Annotated in this window: 14 protein-coding genes; 11 read left to right on the forward strand and 3 right to left on the reverse strand. The window is 51.7% G+C overall.

The window, feature by feature from the left end; genetic code table 11:
* Positions 1–112: 112 nt before the first annotated feature.
* Entirely contained in the window at positions 113–997 is an 885-nt protein-coding gene (locus ABD931_RS04005; RefSeq protein WP_345264188.1) for an alpha/beta hydrolase, read from the reverse strand.
* 161 nt (positions 998–1,158) lie between these two features.
* Here ABD931_RS04005 and ABD931_RS04010 point away from each other — a divergent pair, with 161 nt between their 5' ends.
* The 6 genes from ABD931_RS04010 to ABD931_RS04035 all read left to right on the forward strand — a co-directional run bounded on the left by ABD931_RS04010 (position 1,159) and on the right by ABD931_RS04035 (position 8,603).
* Complete coding sequence (locus ABD931_RS04010; RefSeq protein ID WP_345264190.1) at positions 1,159–1,677, forward strand: GFO_1088 family ECF-type sigma factor; 519 nt, start codon at positions 1,159–1,161, stop codon at positions 1,675–1,677.
* Positions 1,661–2,473 (forward strand): HEAT repeat domain-containing protein, encoded by an 813-nt coding sequence (locus tag ABD931_RS04015; protein ID WP_345264192.1) that lies wholly within the window; start codon positions 1,661–1,663, stop codon positions 2,471–2,473. Before ABD931_RS04010 ends, ABD931_RS04015 begins: the two co-directional genes overlap by 17 nt.
* Before the next feature lie 63 nt (positions 2,474–2,536).
* A complete protein-coding gene (locus ABD931_RS04020) occupies positions 2,537–3,316 on the forward strand; it encodes a DUF4097 family beta strand repeat-containing protein (protein ID WP_345264194.1) in 780 nt (259 codons plus the stop codon).
* Between the two features lie 21 nt (positions 3,317–3,337).
* Entirely contained in the window at positions 3,338–4,036 is a 699-nt protein-coding gene (locus tag ABD931_RS04025) for a DUF4097 family beta strand repeat-containing protein (RefSeq protein ID WP_345264196.1), read from the forward strand.
* A gap of 121 nt (positions 4,037–4,157) precedes the next feature.
* Positions 4,158–6,590, forward strand: coding sequence for an outer membrane beta-barrel protein (locus tag ABD931_RS04030; RefSeq protein WP_345264198.1), 2,433 nt, complete (start codon positions 4,158–4,160; stop codon positions 6,588–6,590).
* Positions 6,591–6,647: 57 nt separating this feature from the next.
* Positions 6,648–8,603, forward strand: coding sequence for a sensor histidine kinase (locus ABD931_RS04035; protein ID WP_345264200.1), 1,956 nt, complete (start codon positions 6,648–6,650; stop codon positions 8,601–8,603).
* On the opposite strand, the gene ABD931_RS04040 is transcribed toward ABD931_RS04035, so the two are convergent.
* The gene (locus ABD931_RS04040) at positions 8,572–9,132 is read right to left on the reverse strand and encodes a Uma2 family endonuclease (RefSeq protein ID WP_345264202.1); all 561 of its coding nucleotides are present in this window, start codon (positions 9,130–9,132) and stop codon (positions 8,572–8,574) included. The two genes, ABD931_RS04035 and ABD931_RS04040, sit on opposite strands and share 32 nt — an antisense overlap.
* Positions 9,133–9,291: 159 nt before the next feature.
* On the opposite strand from ABD931_RS04040, the gene ABD931_RS04045 reads away from it, so the two are divergent.
* The gene (locus tag ABD931_RS04045; protein WP_345264204.1) at positions 9,292–10,353 is read left to right on the forward strand and encodes a uroporphyrinogen decarboxylase family protein; all 1,062 of its coding nucleotides are present in this window, start codon (positions 9,292–9,294) and stop codon (positions 10,351–10,353) included.
* Between the two features lie 32 nt (positions 10,354–10,385).
* Here ABD931_RS04045 and ABD931_RS04050 read toward each other — a convergent pair whose 3' ends face one another.
* Positions 10,386–11,558 carry an ATP-binding protein gene (locus tag ABD931_RS04050; RefSeq protein ID WP_345264205.1) on the reverse strand — a complete coding sequence of 391 codons (1,173 nt, stop codon included), beginning with the start codon at positions 11,556–11,558 and terminating at the stop codon, positions 10,386–10,388.
* A gap of 206 nt (positions 11,559–11,764) precedes the next feature.
* On the opposite strand from ABD931_RS04050, the gene ABD931_RS04055 reads away from it, so the two are divergent.
* The 4 genes from ABD931_RS04055 to ABD931_RS04070 all read left to right on the forward strand — a co-directional run bounded on the left by ABD931_RS04055 (position 11,765) and on the right by ABD931_RS04070 (position 15,169).
* Entirely contained in the window at positions 11,765–12,184 is a 420-nt protein-coding gene (locus tag ABD931_RS04055) for a nuclear transport factor 2 family protein (RefSeq protein WP_345264207.1), read from the forward strand.
* Positions 12,185–12,245: 61 nt separating this feature from the next.
* On the forward strand, positions 12,246–14,153 hold the full coding sequence (locus tag ABD931_RS04060; protein ID WP_345264209.1) for a sensor histidine kinase: 1,908 nt from the start codon (positions 12,246–12,248) through the stop codon (positions 14,151–14,153).
* On the forward strand, positions 14,150–14,785 hold the full coding sequence (locus ABD931_RS04065) for a response regulator (RefSeq protein WP_345264211.1): 636 nt from the start codon (positions 14,150–14,152) through the stop codon (positions 14,783–14,785). Before ABD931_RS04060 ends, ABD931_RS04065 begins: the two co-directional genes overlap by 4 nt.
* A 12-nt stretch (positions 14,786–14,797) precedes the next feature.
* The gene (locus tag ABD931_RS04070; protein ID WP_345264213.1) at positions 14,798–15,169 is read left to right on the forward strand and encodes a DUF805 domain-containing protein; all 372 of its coding nucleotides are present in this window, start codon (positions 14,798–14,800) and stop codon (positions 15,167–15,169) included.
* Positions 15,170–15,454: the final 285 nt, after the last annotated feature.

Raw genomic sequence — 15,454 nt, forward strand, 5'->3', positions numbered from 1 at the left:
CCAGATTACTTTTCGGGAGAGATTTTCTAAATACAAAGAGCCATTCAGGCGCACACGCCAAGTTCCGGGAGTTGTATATCAAAACCGGCTTGCTTCCTAAAGAGGTAAGTATTTAGCTGGAAAAGACCACAAACCTTAGTAAATCCCGGTAAATAACATTGTCTTTCCAGAACAACTGCAGCACCATGCCTATGTGCGATTTGCCCGGCAACATGGTAAACTGATGCCGAATGCCAAGCTGCTGAAGCCGCCGGCGAAACTTAGCCGTGCTGTTCAGGATACTCGGATAGGTGCGTTCTCCCACGTACACCAGCATAGGTGGTGTATCTGGCTGAAGGTGGTATAAAGCCGAAACGGTCCGCCATACGGTTGAGTCCTTGCCGAACGGGACCAGATACTGCTCATCATTAGGGTACTCCATTTTCTGCAGGTAATCGAACATATCCAGCCCGGCCGGATCGTCGAGGATTGCCCCTTTGACCGGATTCTGCGCAATACCTTTACTCGTAAACAGATCGTCTTTGGTCGCCAGGAGTGCGGCTAAGCCGCCCCCGGCCGAGTGGCCCAGGACGTAAATGCGGTTAGGGTCTCCGCCATAGTCGGCGATGTGCTGTTGGGTCCAGGCAACGGCGCGGGCGCAGTCGTCGGCCATCGCCGGCACCTCCACGGCAGGAGCCAGGCGGTAGTTGATGATGACGCCCACAACGCCCAGTTTGGCCAGCCGCCGGCCGATGAACGTGTATGTATTCTTGCTGCCGCTGTTCCAGCTACCGCCGTGGATAAACACAACGACCGGATGGCCTTTGCCGTCGCGCGGACTGTACACGTCAAGCGTATGCCGTTCGGGGCTGAAGTCAGATTCGGCAGCCGCTACGTAGGGAATATCTTTGGTGCGCCGGCTGGCGCGGGCGGTGGCGTATTCACTAATCAGCAGGATCAGCGGAATTATAAAAATTAAAGAAAGTGGAACCTGCCAGAGCAAACGGAGAAGTGTCATACGGTACAATCAGAAGAGCCTCGTCGGCCATATGTACTTAAAATCAAACGGCCTGGATTTACGGAAAATCAGATGATTTTCAGAAGTCAGGCCACAAACCTAAAAAAAATTGTGTCTTTCGGCTGTAATGTTTTCCGGCATAAATCGTCTTTGTCACTGAAATGGATCTGCACACCTTCAAACAACGCATATTGCCCGTACAGGGCCGGCTCTTTAGGGTCGCTCAACTGTTTCTCCGCAACCGCGAAGAAGCCGAAGATGCCATGCAGGATGTGTTGCTGAGGCTGTGGACCAACCGGCAGCAACTGGAAACGTACCAGAGCCTTGAAGCCCTGGCGGTAAAAATGACTAAAAACCTGTGTCTGGACCGGCTCAAGACGCATCGGCACCAGAAAATAGCCGATGGCAATGACTGGCTCGATGTAGCGGCTACCGACGTATCGCCGTACCGGCAGGTGGAACTGGCCGACAGTGCCGGGCTCATGCACCGGCTTATGGACGCGCTGCCCGATCCTCAGAAACTGGTGCTCCATCTGCGCGATGTGGAGGAGTACTCCTTTGAGGAGATCGAGGAGGTAACAGGGTACAGTGTAAATAACATTCGGGTGATGTTGTCGCGGGCTCGTCAGCGGTTACGCGATGACTACGTAAAAGCAAACAACTATGAAGCAGGACATTGACAAGCTGCTGGAGAAATATTACAACGGGGAGACCTCGCTGGAAGAAGAAAAGCAGCTTCGCCAGTATTTTCAGCGGGAGCCAATACCGGAGCATCTGCAATCCCATGCCGGTCCGTTCCGGTACTTTGCCGAAGAGCGTAATCAGCAGCCGTCGGAAACCATGAACACGCGACTGGCCGCTAAACTCGACGAGCAGGTACCGGCCGGTCGGGTGGTGAAGTTCCCCGCCTGGACGATGCAACTAGCGGCCAGTGTTGCTTTGCTGATTGTGGGTTTTGCCGGAGGGTTATTCTACAGCGAATCGCAGTCCCGGCAAACGAATACACAAACAATGACTGCTACAGGTAATCCATCGAATGGCGTTGATTCACCGGCCGGCGGCCATGAAATTAAGCAGGTGCTGGCGTTTGAACACGCGGAGAAAACGTCGGCCAGCGAACGCATTCAGGCTGTTAACCAGTGTACCGATCTGGATCAGGCCGATCAGGAAATCACGCAGTTGTTGATTAATACGCTGAATTTTGATGCCAACGTCAATGTCCGGCTGGCGGCCTGTCAGGCCCTGCTGCGCTTTGAAAGCGAACCCGGCGTGCGGGAAGCGCTGATTCAGTCGCTCCAGATTCAAACCGACCCGAATATTCAGATTACGCTGATTGAAGCGCTGGTGGCGATGAAAGAAAAGCGGGCGGTAAATCAGATGCAGCAATTGCTGCGTAACCGCGATGTGCTGGAGATCGTCCGCGTAAAAGCAGAAGAGGGGCTGAACGTGCTGAGTAATCAGAACTCAACTTCCTGAGCCGGCTTATTCCACGAGTTCAATTAACCCTATTTTTTACAATTTCTTAGATCAATTCAATCCATGAAAAAACACCTGTTGTTTACCATCACCTTACTGGGGTGGGCCTGCTGCGCCTATGCCCAGGAGTACAAAGCGAAGCTGACAAACGCTAAAGACAATAAAGTCACGATTGAAGGCGACGCCAGTGATTTCCAGATCGAAGGCTACAACGGCGATGAAGTCATCATCCGGGCTTCGTCGGGCTACGAGGCTCCGCCCGAACGGGCCAAAGGGCTGAAACCGCTGTATTATTCGGCCGTCGATAATTCCGGCATCGGTCTGGCGGTAACGCTGGAGGGCAAAGGAATCCGAATTGAGAAGGCTACCCGCAAGCACATTAAGTACACCGTGCGGCTGCCGCGCAAGGTATCGGTGCTGTACCAGCAGAGCAACTGGATGGGTTCCAATGTGGCTATCTCCAACATGGAAGGCGATCTGGAGATCCGTACCAACAACGCCAATATCGACCTGATGAATGTTACCGGACCGGTTGTGGTAAATACCACCAACGGCGAGGTAAAGGTGGTGTACTCCAGCCTGAGCCAGGACAAACCCACCGCCATTTCCACCGTTAGCGGGCCCATCGATATTACCCTGCCCGGCAACGCTAAAGCAAACATGAAACTGCGATCGGTAACGGGTGAGATGTACACCGACTTCGACCTGGGCCTCAAGAACAACAAAGACGGTTTAGCCAGGGTAGGCGGAGGGCACAGCATCGAAGGTACCGCCAACGGCGGAGGGGTTGAGATGCAGCTTAACACCGTGAGTAGTAACATTTATATCCGGAAACAGAAATAATTCATCATACCTCACTACACCATGAAAAAGAGTTTAATCCTCCTGCTGATCGGCCTGTTCATACACCCGGTTTTTGGCCAGAAGATCATTGACAAGAAACTGCCGTTCTCGGCTAACCAGCTTGTCAACCTCGATTTTAAGTTTGCCGATAGCATCCAGATCAATTACTGGGATAAGCCGGAAGTGTCTGTGCGTATAGCAGTCACCGTCAACGGCGGCCGGCTCAACGATGCGCTGATCGTTGAAACTGGCTCCACCGCCCAGGAGATCACGGTGAAAACCGATTTCGACAAAGAGATGATTAAACAAGGCAAACCCGAAGATTGTCCGGGGGAGAGATCAACCTGGAGCACCGAAAAGAACGGCACCCGCTACACTATGTGCAGCGACATCAACTATCAGGTGTATCTGCCCCGGCAGGCCAAACTGAAGCTCGAAACCATCAACGGCAACATCGATATTCGCGGAGCAACCGAGGCCGTATCGGCTAAATCCATCAGCGGGTTTGTGGACATGAGCTGGCCCAAAGGCAAAGGCGCTGATCTGGCCATGAAAACCATTACGGGCGAAGTGTACTCCGATCTGGATATTGATTTTAAAGGAAAAAAACAGCGAAATCCGATGGTTGGGTATCAGCTCGAAGGCACCTTTAACGGCGGAGGGCCCAGAATTCAACTGGAGTCGATCAGCAACAACGTGTATCTCCGGAAGAAAGATTAAGAATTTCTTTTTGAGTATGCCGTTTGGCAGGATACGGGGTAGGTTTACAGTACTACCATAATTGGGGATGGTGCGATTGTAGGGTGTTGCTCAACTTTGGGTGTCATAAAACGAACGTGTTATGCCATCCGTTACCTTACTTTTCGGCCTCCTCTTTTTAGCCGCCACGGCTTACGCCCAGCAAACGGTTACCGGCTCAGTGCGCTCCGCCGACGGCCGGCCACTGGCTTATGCCAATGTTCTTCTACTCCACGCCAAAGATTCTTCCCTTGCAAAAGGAGCCGTTGTCAATGATAACGGCTCCTACGCGTTTGAGCAATTAACGCCCGGTAGTTATCTGATTGCCATCCGGATGATGGGGTATCATACTAGCTACTCCAACCCGTTTGTGCTGAGCGCCACAGCAGGTACGCGCCAGTTGGAACCGCTGGTGGCAGCCGCAGCGGAAAAGCAGCTCAATGAGGTAACCGTTACCGCCCGCAAACCCATATTCGAGCAGCAGATTGATAAACTGGTCATCAATCCATCAGCTATGATCTCGGCGGCTGGAGGCACTGTACTGGATGTGCTGGAGCGGTCGCCGGGGGTGCGGGTCGACCGCCAAAACGCCGGTATTACCCTTAGCGGCCGACAAGGCGTAATGGTGATGATCAACGGCAAACTATCCCGGCTGCCGCTGGAAACGCTGGTGCAGATGCTCGGCGGCATGAACGCCGACAATGTCGAGAAAATAGAACTGATTACCAGCCCACCCGCCAAATACGATGCCGAAGGCAATGCCGGACTCATCAACATTGTGCTGAAGCGCCGGCAGGACGAAGGCACCAACGGCGGCTTTTCGCTAATGGGCGGGTGGGGCAAATACGAAAAAGCCGCCGGCAGCCTCAACGTCAATCACAACCAGGGACGGGTCAATCTATTTACCAATGCCTCCTATAATTACGACAACCGCTGGTTTGACTTTTTAGCAAGGCGTACTCAGCCGGTAGAAGGCGCGTTGTGGTACAATGAGCAATATTCAGACCGGTATATTAAAAACTATAACGGTGATGTTCGGATTGGAGCTGATGTGGCGCTCAGTAAACAAACCACACTATCGGCGCAGGTGCAGGGATTAATCAACGACCGCAGAGGTACTTCGTATAATAGCTCGTTTACGCGGCTTCTCCCGGTGGTTAAACCGTTTACCGGGTCAGCCTCCATTTGGGTGGAAGATAATCGCTGGCGCAACCTGGGCGGAAGCCTGGGGCTTACCCACCAGTTTGCCGGCCAGCAGACGCTCAGTGTCGATGCGGATTATCAGTATTATTCCAACAACGGTCCTTTCACGCTGGACTTTACCCAATTTTACACGACCAATCCGCAAATTACGCCGGTGCAGGCGGTCAATACCTCGAAGGAGACGACCATTGACTTCTGGGTACTTAAAGCGGATTATGCCCGACCTCTCGGTAAAACCTGGAAGCTGGAAACGGGGGTGAAGTTCAACCGCTCGGATATCCACAATGCGTTGGGTGTAGAAAAGCGCCTGGATGGCCGCTTCATACTGGATTCCGCCATGACCAGTACAGACACATTTTACGAGAATATCGGCGCTCTGTACGGAAATCTGTCGGGTAAGTTCGGCGCTAAAACAGATGTTCAGGCAGGGCTGCGAGCCGAGGCAACGCACACCAACATTCGGAACGTAAACGGTCAGTTACTGGTCGATCGCCGGTACCTGAACCTGTTTCCGAGCGCGTCGCTATCGCATAAACTTAGCCCTGAGCAGATACTAAATCTGGCGTATAGCCGCCGGATTACCCGCCCCGCCTATACCGAACTGGCACCTTCCTTCTTTTTAACTGATCCCAACACCTACTACGTAGGTAACATTAACCTGAAACCCGCTTATACCAGCAGTGTCCGGGCCGGATACCAGTACAAAAGCCGGTATTTCATCTGGCTCGGCTACAGTAGGGAGCGCAACACCATTTTCCGGCACCAGCCGGTCGTTCGCCCAGGTCGTCCCGAACTCATCCACATGGTGCAGAACTTCGACCAAGTTGAGGTGCTATCGATGGAGTTGACGCTACCGCTGACGGTTACCCATTGGTGGACAGCGCAGAACAACTTTGCCGGATTTATCCGCACGGCCCAAACCCAATTTGATGTAGCTCCTTTTTACCAGCAGAACTGGATTTGGCATATCAATTCTGTGCATTCCCTGCGGTTAGGCAACCAGTGGACTGGTGAGGTAAGCATTTTGTACCGGTCGTTACTACCGGCGGGCGTAATGAATCTGCGCAGCATGACCAATGTAGTGCTGGGTATTCAGAAAGTGTTGCCCAACAACCGGGGGCGGCTAAGCCTTACGGTAAATGATGTGTTCTGGACCAATCAGTTGAAGTGGTTTGCGTCCTTCCCGCAACAGCAGGTCGACTTTACCGCCACGCTGCGCGATGCCCCCCGAATTATAAAGGTTACGTACACCCGTTCTTTGGGAAGCCAGACTATCAAAGCCGCCCGCCAGCGACGCGCTGCCGACGACGAAAAGAAGCGGGTATCGTTTTGATTCACAGTGCTCTTTCTCTACCTTTCTCTATCTGAACCTCTTTTTCCTGTTAACCTCATGCGCTCCATCTTCATCATACTACTTTGGAGTATCGGGCTTCCGGCCATAAGCCAGCCGGTGCTAACGATCACTGACGCACAGAGAGTCATTCCAGTGGCTCCCTATGCCTATCACCTGGAAGACGTTACGCATAAGTTGACCTATGAGAAAGTAGCTCGTTTTCCTCTCGATTCGTTTCGACCCATTAATCGCGCAAAGGCTATCCAATTAGGTGTCAGGCATGGGACCGTCTGGCTGAAGCTTAGGGTAGATAACCAGATTAATTCCGAACTCTTCCTGTATTCATCGGTGTGGAAATACAGCCGAATGGATGTATTTGTTGTTGACCGTGATGGTCAGGTTTTCCAAGCGAAGGGAGAATCCAAAATACCTTTTCAACGTCGGTTAGCTCCTATAGCCCAAACGTTTGTGTCGATCGGGAATAGACCCCAAATGGTGTACCTCGCTCTCGCGTTCAATGGCCATGAATTCATGAACGACTATTTACAGGTTACGACTATGGGCGGGGCTATGGGCTACCTAAAAGTAACAACGTTCTGGCAAGGTGGTCTGGAAGCGGTGTATTTACTGACGTTCCTGTTTGCCCTGGTCTTTTTTATACGACTCCGCGACCCTCTCATTGGCTGGTACGCGCTGTTCGTGTATGTGAATGCCCACTGGTTTCTGGATCGAAGTGGCTATCTGTTTGAAATATTCGGGCAAAATTCCTGGTATACGCATTTTCGGGCCTACTACCCGCTTCATCTTATTTTTTCTGTTTTATGGTGCACCTTTCTGCTTAAGCTGACTCGGTTATGGACGTATTCCCGAGTACTCTATTACCTCATCATTGGTATGGTATGCATTGATACCGCTGATTATCTGTTTACCGTTTTTAACGGAATTACCGGTGGTCAATACTATGGTCAGTTTTATACTCCCCTGCGTAGGTTACTCCATTGGTTGGGTATTGAGTATATCGGTTTTCTGGCTATTCTTCATTGCCTAAACCTGTTTAGCGTAATCTATGTGACAAAACGGGATTTTAGGAGAGTGCGCTGGTATGCGCTGGCTTTTGGTATCGGACTGGTTTCCATGATAATTGGTATGTTGGCCCTTTACGAAATTCCGTGGCTTCCTTATATTCCGTTCAACAATACCTATTTTGTTGGTTCTGTGGTTGAAATCATCATTCTGGGCTATATGCTGGCCGAACGCGTCAACGAACAGCGCCGGCAGCAGCACCAGACCCAACAAGCACTTATCGCTCAACTTCAGGAGAACCTCCGCCAGCGTGACAAACTGCTGCGCATCCGCGACGAGATTGCCCGCGACCTGCACGATGAAGTAGGCGCTACGCTCACCAGCATCGCCATCTCCACTAAACTCGTTCAGAAGAAAGTAAACGGCCGGCAGCCCGAGATCCAGCCTATCCTTGACCAGATCAAGGCAGATTCGGAAGATACCATCCACAGCATTCGCGATACAGTATGGGCGCTGAACCCGGATAACGATGCCCCTGAGAGGTTTCTGGAACGGCTGCGGTCGGTAGCGCTTCAGCTATTGACGAATCAGGGCATTGCCTTGGCCTTTGATTGTGTCATTAAGCCGGCTGACTTGCCTCCGTTCTCCATGGAACAGCGCCGAAACCTGTACCTGGTTTTCAAAGAGGCCATTCACAACATTGTCAAACATGCTCAGGCCAACTGTGTGAGTATACAGATTCACCGTCAGGCCAGTCAGTTGCAGATTATCATTACGGACGATGGCCGGGGCTTCGATTTGACAGCTCAGTCGGAGGGGAACGGCTTAGTAAACTTCCGGAAGCGGGCGGCAGCTGGAGGGTTTTCGGTGGAGGTAGAGTCCGGAGCAGGGACGGTGGTGAGTATTCTGGTACCGGTATCAAACATAGCGGAACAGATTGGTATAACGTTGTTTCGTGCTATGCCGTTGGCTGCGCAAACAGTTCGTTGACGCTTATAGCGAAATCGGGAAGCACCGGCGCGGCCGAACAAATATCATCCTCCAGACAGATTGTCACATGTTTGCGGGAGGTATAGACGTAGACAACCTGCTGTTCGGGATCGGGAATGATATTCCAGACCACTTTCACCCCAGCCTTGAAGTACTCCGTCAATTTTTCTTCAATCCGATACGCTAAATCGCTTTCCGAAAGAATCTCGATCACAAACTCCGGAATGACATCGTCACCATGACGGCCCTGATTGATTTGAGCTTTCGTGAAATACGCAATATCCGGTCGGCGCATCTGAATGACGGTAAGCATGACATCTGGTTCGGCAATGAACGTACCGGTCCGATGGTATCCCTTTTCGATAAAAAGGTTATTCAGAACATCGTAGATGTAGTATTGCTTTTTTTTCATACCAGAAAACCGGATGATCTCTCCATCGTTCCACTCATATTTATAGCCATCCATGGGCTCCCAGTTCAGGAACTCCTCGAAGGTTTGCGGATGTGTTGAAGCCGAAGATTGTACCATGACGCTTACCGTTTGTGCGAATATAACCAAAACATGGAAAACAAGGTACCGGTTCGCCCTGGCCGGGGCAGTGTGAACAGGACTGGCTATTGCAGCATGAAAATGGCTGAAAATTTTATATTTGTACTAATTCGTATAACCTCACTACCCTTACCCAATATGCAAGAATCCGGACCTAATCCAATAAACCGGCGTCAGTTTATTGGCGCTTCGGCGCTGGCTGCTGTCTCAGCCGGCACCTTGCCAACAGCCTTTGCCAAATCCGCCCCCCTTGCTAAATCCAAACGAGATCTGGTGATGCAGGTGCTCGATAAATCCAGCAAGCCCAACTACATACCGGCAGCGTTCTTTCTACACTTCCCGGCCGGGCAGCATACCGGCGATGCCGCCATTAAAGCCCACCTCGATTATTTCCGGGCTACCGGTATGGACTTGGTGAAGGTGCAGTTTGAACAGCGGTACCCCAAAACGGTGGAGGTAAAAACGCCGGCCGACTGGGCCAAAATACCAGTGCTCAACGAGGAGTGGTTTGAGCCGACACTGTACGTTATCCGGGGGCTGGTCAAAGCCGCAAGACGTGAGGCCCTGATTATCCCGACCATGTACTCGCACTACCAGATGGCCAATATGGTGGTCCCCAAAGAAACGCTGCTGAAGCACGTAAAGGAAGACCCCGAAGCCGTTAGCCGGGGTATGGAGAACATCGCCCTGTCGATCATGAATTACGTGCGGGCGGCTACTAAAGCCGGAGCCGATGGGTTCTACACCTGCTCGCAGGGTGGGGAGTCCAATGCCGTGGCCGACCGGGCGTTGTTCAACCGGGTTATCAAGAACTTCGATATGCTGGTGCAGAAAGAAGTAGCCCAGCTAACTCCGGTCAACATCCTGCATGTGTGCGATTACGAAGGGGCCTACGGAGAATTCAACACGAGGTTCGCCGATTATCCCGGGCAGGTTGTAAGTGTGCCCCTGGCGGCTGAGGGTAAACCGCTATCCCTCAGTCAGGCCGCCACGCTGTTCAACCGGCCGGTGATGGGCGGGCTCGACCGGCACGGTGTCTTGTCGACCGGTACGCCGGCGGAGGTAAAAAAAGCAGTTGAACAGGTGTTGAAAGACGCTCCGGCGCAGGTCATTCTGGGGGCCAACTGCACCGTTCGTACTGATATTCCTATTCAGAACCTACAGGTGGCTATTAAGACCGCCCACGAGTTCAGGACGTAATCATTCTTTAGCAAGAAAAGCCTTAAAGCCGACTACAGCATCACGCCCAGGTTGCGCAGTTCGTCCCAGACGGAGTGAATGCTGCAGACCCGTACGTCTTTTCGGAGCCAGTAGCCTTCTGCTTCGGGCGTTACCACCAGGTTCTGCTCCGTTTGTAGATCCGCTATAGCCTGGGTATTACCCCGTTTTAGCGCAGGGGCATTGGAGTACCGGATTTCAATAGAGACCACCGGCTTTCCTCCTTTAACCAGGAGCAAATCCAGTTCGGCCCCATTTTGCGTTCGGTAATAATACGGGGTTACCCCCAACGGCAACCGGGCGATTAGCTGCTGCACTACGTATCCCTCCCAGGATGCACCCAACAGGATATTACCCGTCAGGGCGTTGTAGTCGGTGATATCCGCCAGGGCGTGAACGAGCCCGCTATCCCGGATATAGAGTTTGGGTGCTTTGACCAGCCGCTTACCAATGTTCAAGAAGTAAGGAGAAAGCCTACGAATCAGGAAAGCGTTCTCCAGAAAATCAACGTAATACTGGATGGTCGCTACCGATAAGTCAAGGGAGCGGGCCAGTTCGCTATAATTCAACTGTCCACCGTGTATGCCCACCAGCATGGTTAGTAACCGCCGAATGGTAGCCGGACCGGCTGTCAGACCCAGGTCGGGCAAGTCCCGCTGCACATACGTTTGCAGGAAGCTTTCCATCCAAAAATGCCAGCGTGTCTGATCCGCAGCCTGTAACGCATCCGGAAAACCACCCCGGAGCCAATGCTGCTGGTAGGTATAGGTGGGCATTATCTCCAGCAGATGCAGCGGAGAAAGTTCCAGGTAAATAATGCGCCCAGCCAGCGTTTCAGACGAGTTTTTCAGCAAATCAGGCGAAGCGGAGCCTAACAGCATAAACCGGCCCGGTACCCGGTGTTGGTCAATCATGACCCGGAGCAGGGGAAACAACTCGGGCATACGCTGAATTTCGTCCAGGACGATTAGTTTGTCCTGATTCGCCTGAAAAAACAAGTCGGGCTGTACCAACCGGCGCTGATCGGCAATGTACTCCAGGTCCAGGTACACGACCTCCTTCGCAAAATCGCCCAACAGTGTTTTGACCAGTGTTGTTTTGCCCACCTGCCTTGGTCCCAGCACCGCCACAGCCGGAAATTGGGTTAGACAGGTACGTATGGTATGGATCAGACTCCGTTCGAACATTAATCAAGTAAATTTTCAATCGAAGTTAAAATTTACCTGATTAATTAGCTATTAGGTACGGGCAAAAATAACGGCAAGGAGAAGTTTGACATGTGCATACTACCAATCGGGTATCTAATAGCGGCATAATAACTCACCAATATTGGGGATGGCGTAAGGTTCTGCCGATCAGTAGATTTGGGTGTACATCAGCATAATCAACTCAGATGAAAAAGACCCTGACAACCCTGTTTCTGCTGCTGAGCGTAGCGGCCGTAGCCCAAACCAACTTAGCCGATGAGTTTCCGGCCATGATGAAGGCGCGTAACCTGGATAATAAAGCCTGGCTTCAGGCACACACCACGCCCGACATGGCCTTTATTGGTGGCCACGATGGGTTGGTGCATGACAAAGACTGGATGCTGGGACACTTCAAAAATCAAAAAAGCCACACCGCCGACCTGACTAATGTTAAAATTCAGCAGGTCGGGGATCTGGCCGTAGCGACGGGGATCAGTACCCTTTCTATTGAGACTCTGGAGGGGAAAAAGCAGTCTTATAAAGACGCGTTTACCTATACGTTACGCTGGATCGGCGGAAAATGGATGATTACCAACCTGCACCATACCAAAATCGATTACCAATAAAGAGGCCATACATCATGACCTGAAAATCAGTAGCTTTACTACAAGCCTGAACCTTACCTGTATGCGTTCGCTGATTACCTGGATTTTGCTGCTGCTATCATCTTCTACATTCAGCCAGCCGGTGCTGACCATTACCGACGCCCGGAAAGCCAATCCGGTAGCCGCCCATGCGTATTACCTGGAGGACCTTACCCACAAATTAACAGTTGAGCAGGTGTCGCGCTATCCGCTCGATTCATTTAAGCGGCTCAACCATCCGGAGGTGGTGCAGTTAGGCTTTAGGCAGGGTACCATCTGGCTGAGATTTACCGTTGAGAATCAAACGCAGGCAGACCTATACCTAATCTCTTCTTACCGACGGTATGAGCAACTGGATGTATTTCTGGTAGATAAAGGTAAAGTAGTTAACCGGTTTCAGGCTGGACACGCTGAGCCTTTCCGGAACAAGCTGATACCTTCGGCAACTCCGATTGTCCGGCTCGGACCCAATCCTAAAACCGTATACCTCCGCATTTTTGTCGGGCCGAATGCCTACGGCGATTATTTGCATCTGGGCGATATTGGTCAGGCCTATCTCTACAACCGGGACTTTATTCGCTGGCAGAACCTGGCGCTGGGAGCATACCTGGTGGTATTTCTGTTTGGCCTCGTTCTGTACCTGCGCCTGCGAGATTCGCTACTTGGCTGGTACACCCTGCTGATGGCCAGCATCCTGCTGTTTTATGTCGATTTCTACGGGTACATTGTCGAATTTGTCGAATATGCCTACTGGCAGAAAACGATTCCCACGGTTGCTATTTATCAGCTTTGCTGGTCTGTTTTTCACCTCAAGTTTCTTAATCTAAAAGCCTATTCCCGGTTTCTATACTGGTCAGTCCTGGGCCTGAACATGCTGTTCTGGGTCGGCTACCCGCTTACGTTTATCAATGAACTGATAAATGGGGAACCCTTCAATTTACTGGGCTATCTACTTCATTGGGCGAGGCTTGACTGGGGCCACTGGATTCTGGTAGTGCTGTTAACCCTCTTTATCAGTCTAATTTATGTAAGCATTCAGAACTTCAACGGTATCCGGGGCTATGCCCTGGCGTTCATAATAAGTCTGGGTAGTATGATTATCAGTATGTTTGCGCTGTATGAGTTGCCCTGGCTGCCGCATGTCCCCTACAACAATGCCTTTGTCCCCGGTACGCTTATCGAAATTCTGATTCTCGGCTACATTCTGGCCGAACGTGCCAGTAGAGAGCGCCGGCAACAGGCCATTACCCAACAGCAACTCATTGCCCAGCTACAGGAAAACATCCGCCAGCGCGACAAACTGCTGCGCATCCGCGATGAAATTGCCCGTGACCTGCACGACGAAGTGGGCGCTACGCTCACCAGCATTGCCATTTCCACCAAACTCGTCCAGAAGAAAGTAAACGGCCAACAGCCCGACATCCAGCCTATCCTCGACCAGATCAAAGCCGATTCGGAAGATACCATTCATAGTATTCGCGATACAGTCTGGACGTTAAATCCTGACAATGATGCGCCGGCCAGGTTCCTGGAGCGGCTGCGGACGGTGGCCGTGCAGATGCTGAACAACGCAGGAATTCTGCTGGACTTTGCTTGTGATGTGGCTGCTGATACGTTGCCGCCATTCCCGATGGAGCAGCGCCGGAACCTGTACCTGGTGTACAAAGAAGCGCTGCACAACATTGTCAAACACGCGCAGGCCAGTCAGGTACGTATTCAGATTTCCCGGGAGTCGGGGCAGTTGCGGATTTTAGTTGCCGATAATGGCCGGGGTTTCGATAGAACCGTTCAGTCAGACGGCAATGGGTTAGCCAATTTTCGGAAACGGGCCGCTGAGGGAGGCTTTTCGGTACAGGTGCGTTCACTGGAAGGCGCAGGCACAGCCGTGGAAATGAGGGTTCCCGTCCGGGAGGCTGATGCAGTGATTATAAATCAGCAAACGGCCTTATGATCACCGTCCTCCTGTTTGAAGACAACAAAAGCCTGCGGCAAAGCCTAACCCGGTACTTCGAGAGTACCGACGAGGTAACGGTAACGGGTGCCTACGAAAATGCCAACGAAGCGGTGGCTAAAGTGCGCAAACACAAGCCCGATGTGGTGCTGATGGATATTCAGATGCCGGGCTTATCGGGTATCGAAGCCCTGCAACACATTAAGGCAGCTTACCCGCAGACGAAAGTTCTGATCCATACAGTATTTGAAGATGAGCACCGCATCTTCTCGGCCATCTGCGCGGGGGCTTCGGGGTACGTGCTGAAAAGTCCGGACCCGGATGAGGTCTTGCAGGCCATTCAAGATGTATACCGTGGAGGGGCGCATATGTCGCCGGGCATTGCCGCCAAGGTGCTGCACATGTTTCAGCATCAGTTTGTCCAGGCTCAGCCCGCTTATGTAGATCTTACAACCCGCGAACGGGAGGTGCTGACCTGCATGGTCAAGGGCATGAGCTACAAAATGATTGCCGATGCCTGCTCGATCAGCTTCAACACCGTCCACCACCACATCAAGAACATTTACGAAAAGCTGCATGTCAACTCCGCGCCCGAGGCTGTTGCCAAAGCTATTGCCCAGAAGCTCGTCTGAGTTTCAGCTGCAATGGAAAACGACCATCAGCATGCTCGCCCATGGGGTAGTGTTGCTGTCAACTATTACCTTACCGTACTGAAGAAAAACGCCGACTTCAACGGCTGTGCCTGCCGGAGCCAGTACTGGTACTTTGTACTGGTAAATTTTGGCGTATCGTTTACGCTGGGCTTTATTGAAGGCTTGCTGTTTGATAGCGCCGGGATCCTGAGCCTGTTGTATACGCTGGCTATTCTGGTGCCCTATGTGGCCGTATGTATTCGCCGGATGCACGATGTGGGTAAGAGCGGCTGGTACGCGCTGATTCCCCTCTACAACCTCATTCTGGCCGTTACAGAAGGTGCCAAAGGAACGAACGAATACGGCGCTGATCTTAAAAAATAAGGCACTGGTACACGACCAGTTATAATGACCCGTTAAGCTGCGTTGTCTCTGAAATTCACGGGACAGTGCATCGTAACGGGTTCTGTTTGTTGACGCACGGAGAGATTTAAGCGTACCCGGAAGCATTTTTCGGCTTTGTGCATTAATTTGCACTTCAGTAATAGACATTTGACACTAGACATTGGACATTAGACGTCTCTACCATGATTTTTTTAGTCTAATGTCTAACATCTGAAATCCAATGTCCACTACTAAGAATTTGCACGCCATAGCAGCGGTTCTATC

Source organism: Nibrella viscosa (genome assembly GCF_039541875.1).
GTDB classification, from domain to species: Bacteria; Bacteroidota; Bacteroidia; order Cytophagales; family Spirosomataceae; genus Nibrella; species Nibrella viscosa.

Excerpts from the sequence above, each read along its gene's own strand:
- ABD931_RS04035 (WP_345264200.1), top strand. The coding sequence starts at position 6,648 with ATGCGCTCCATCTTCATCATACTACTTTGGAGTATCGGGCTTCCGGCC.
- ABD931_RS04020 (WP_345264194.1), top strand. The coding sequence starts at position 2,537 with ATGAAAAAACACCTGTTGTTTACCATCACCTTACTGGGGTGGGCCTGC.
- ABD931_RS04050 (WP_345264205.1), bottom strand. The coding sequence starts at position 11,558 with ATGTTCGAACGGAGTCTGATCCATACCATACGTACCTGTCTAACCCAA.
- ABD931_RS04055 (WP_345264207.1), top strand. The coding sequence starts at position 11,765 with ATGAAAAAGACCCTGACAACCCTGTTTCTGCTGCTGAGCGTAGCGGCC.
- ABD931_RS04010 (WP_345264190.1), top strand. The coding sequence starts at position 1,159 with ATGGATCTGCACACCTTCAAACAACGCATATTGCCCGTACAGGGCCGG.
- ABD931_RS04065 (WP_345264211.1), top strand. The coding sequence starts at position 14,150 with ATGATCACCGTCCTCCTGTTTGAAGACAACAAAAGCCTGCGGCAAAGC.
- ABD931_RS04070 (WP_345264213.1), top strand. The coding sequence starts at position 14,798 with ATGGAAAACGACCATCAGCATGCTCGCCCATGGGGTAGTGTTGCTGTC.
- ABD931_RS04015 (WP_345264192.1), top strand. The coding sequence starts at position 1,661 with ATGAAGCAGGACATTGACAAGCTGCTGGAGAAATATTACAACGGGGAG.
- ABD931_RS04025 (WP_345264196.1), top strand. The coding sequence starts at position 3,338 with ATGAAAAAGAGTTTAATCCTCCTGCTGATCGGCCTGTTCATACACCCG.
- ABD931_RS04060 (WP_345264209.1), top strand. The coding sequence starts at position 12,246 with ATGCGTTCGCTGATTACCTGGATTTTGCTGCTGCTATCATCTTCTACA.
- ABD931_RS04040 (WP_345264202.1), bottom strand. The coding sequence starts at position 9,132 with ATGGTACAATCTTCGGCTTCAACACATCCGCAAACCTTCGAGGAGTTC.
- ABD931_RS04045 (WP_345264204.1), top strand. The coding sequence starts at position 9,292 with ATGCAAGAATCCGGACCTAATCCAATAAACCGGCGTCAGTTTATTGGC.
- ABD931_RS04005 (WP_345264188.1), bottom strand. The coding sequence starts at position 997 with ATGACACTTCTCCGTTTGCTCTGGCAGGTTCCACTTTCTTTAATTTTT.
- ABD931_RS04030 (WP_345264198.1), top strand. The coding sequence starts at position 4,158 with ATGCCATCCGTTACCTTACTTTTCGGCCTCCTCTTTTTAGCCGCCACG.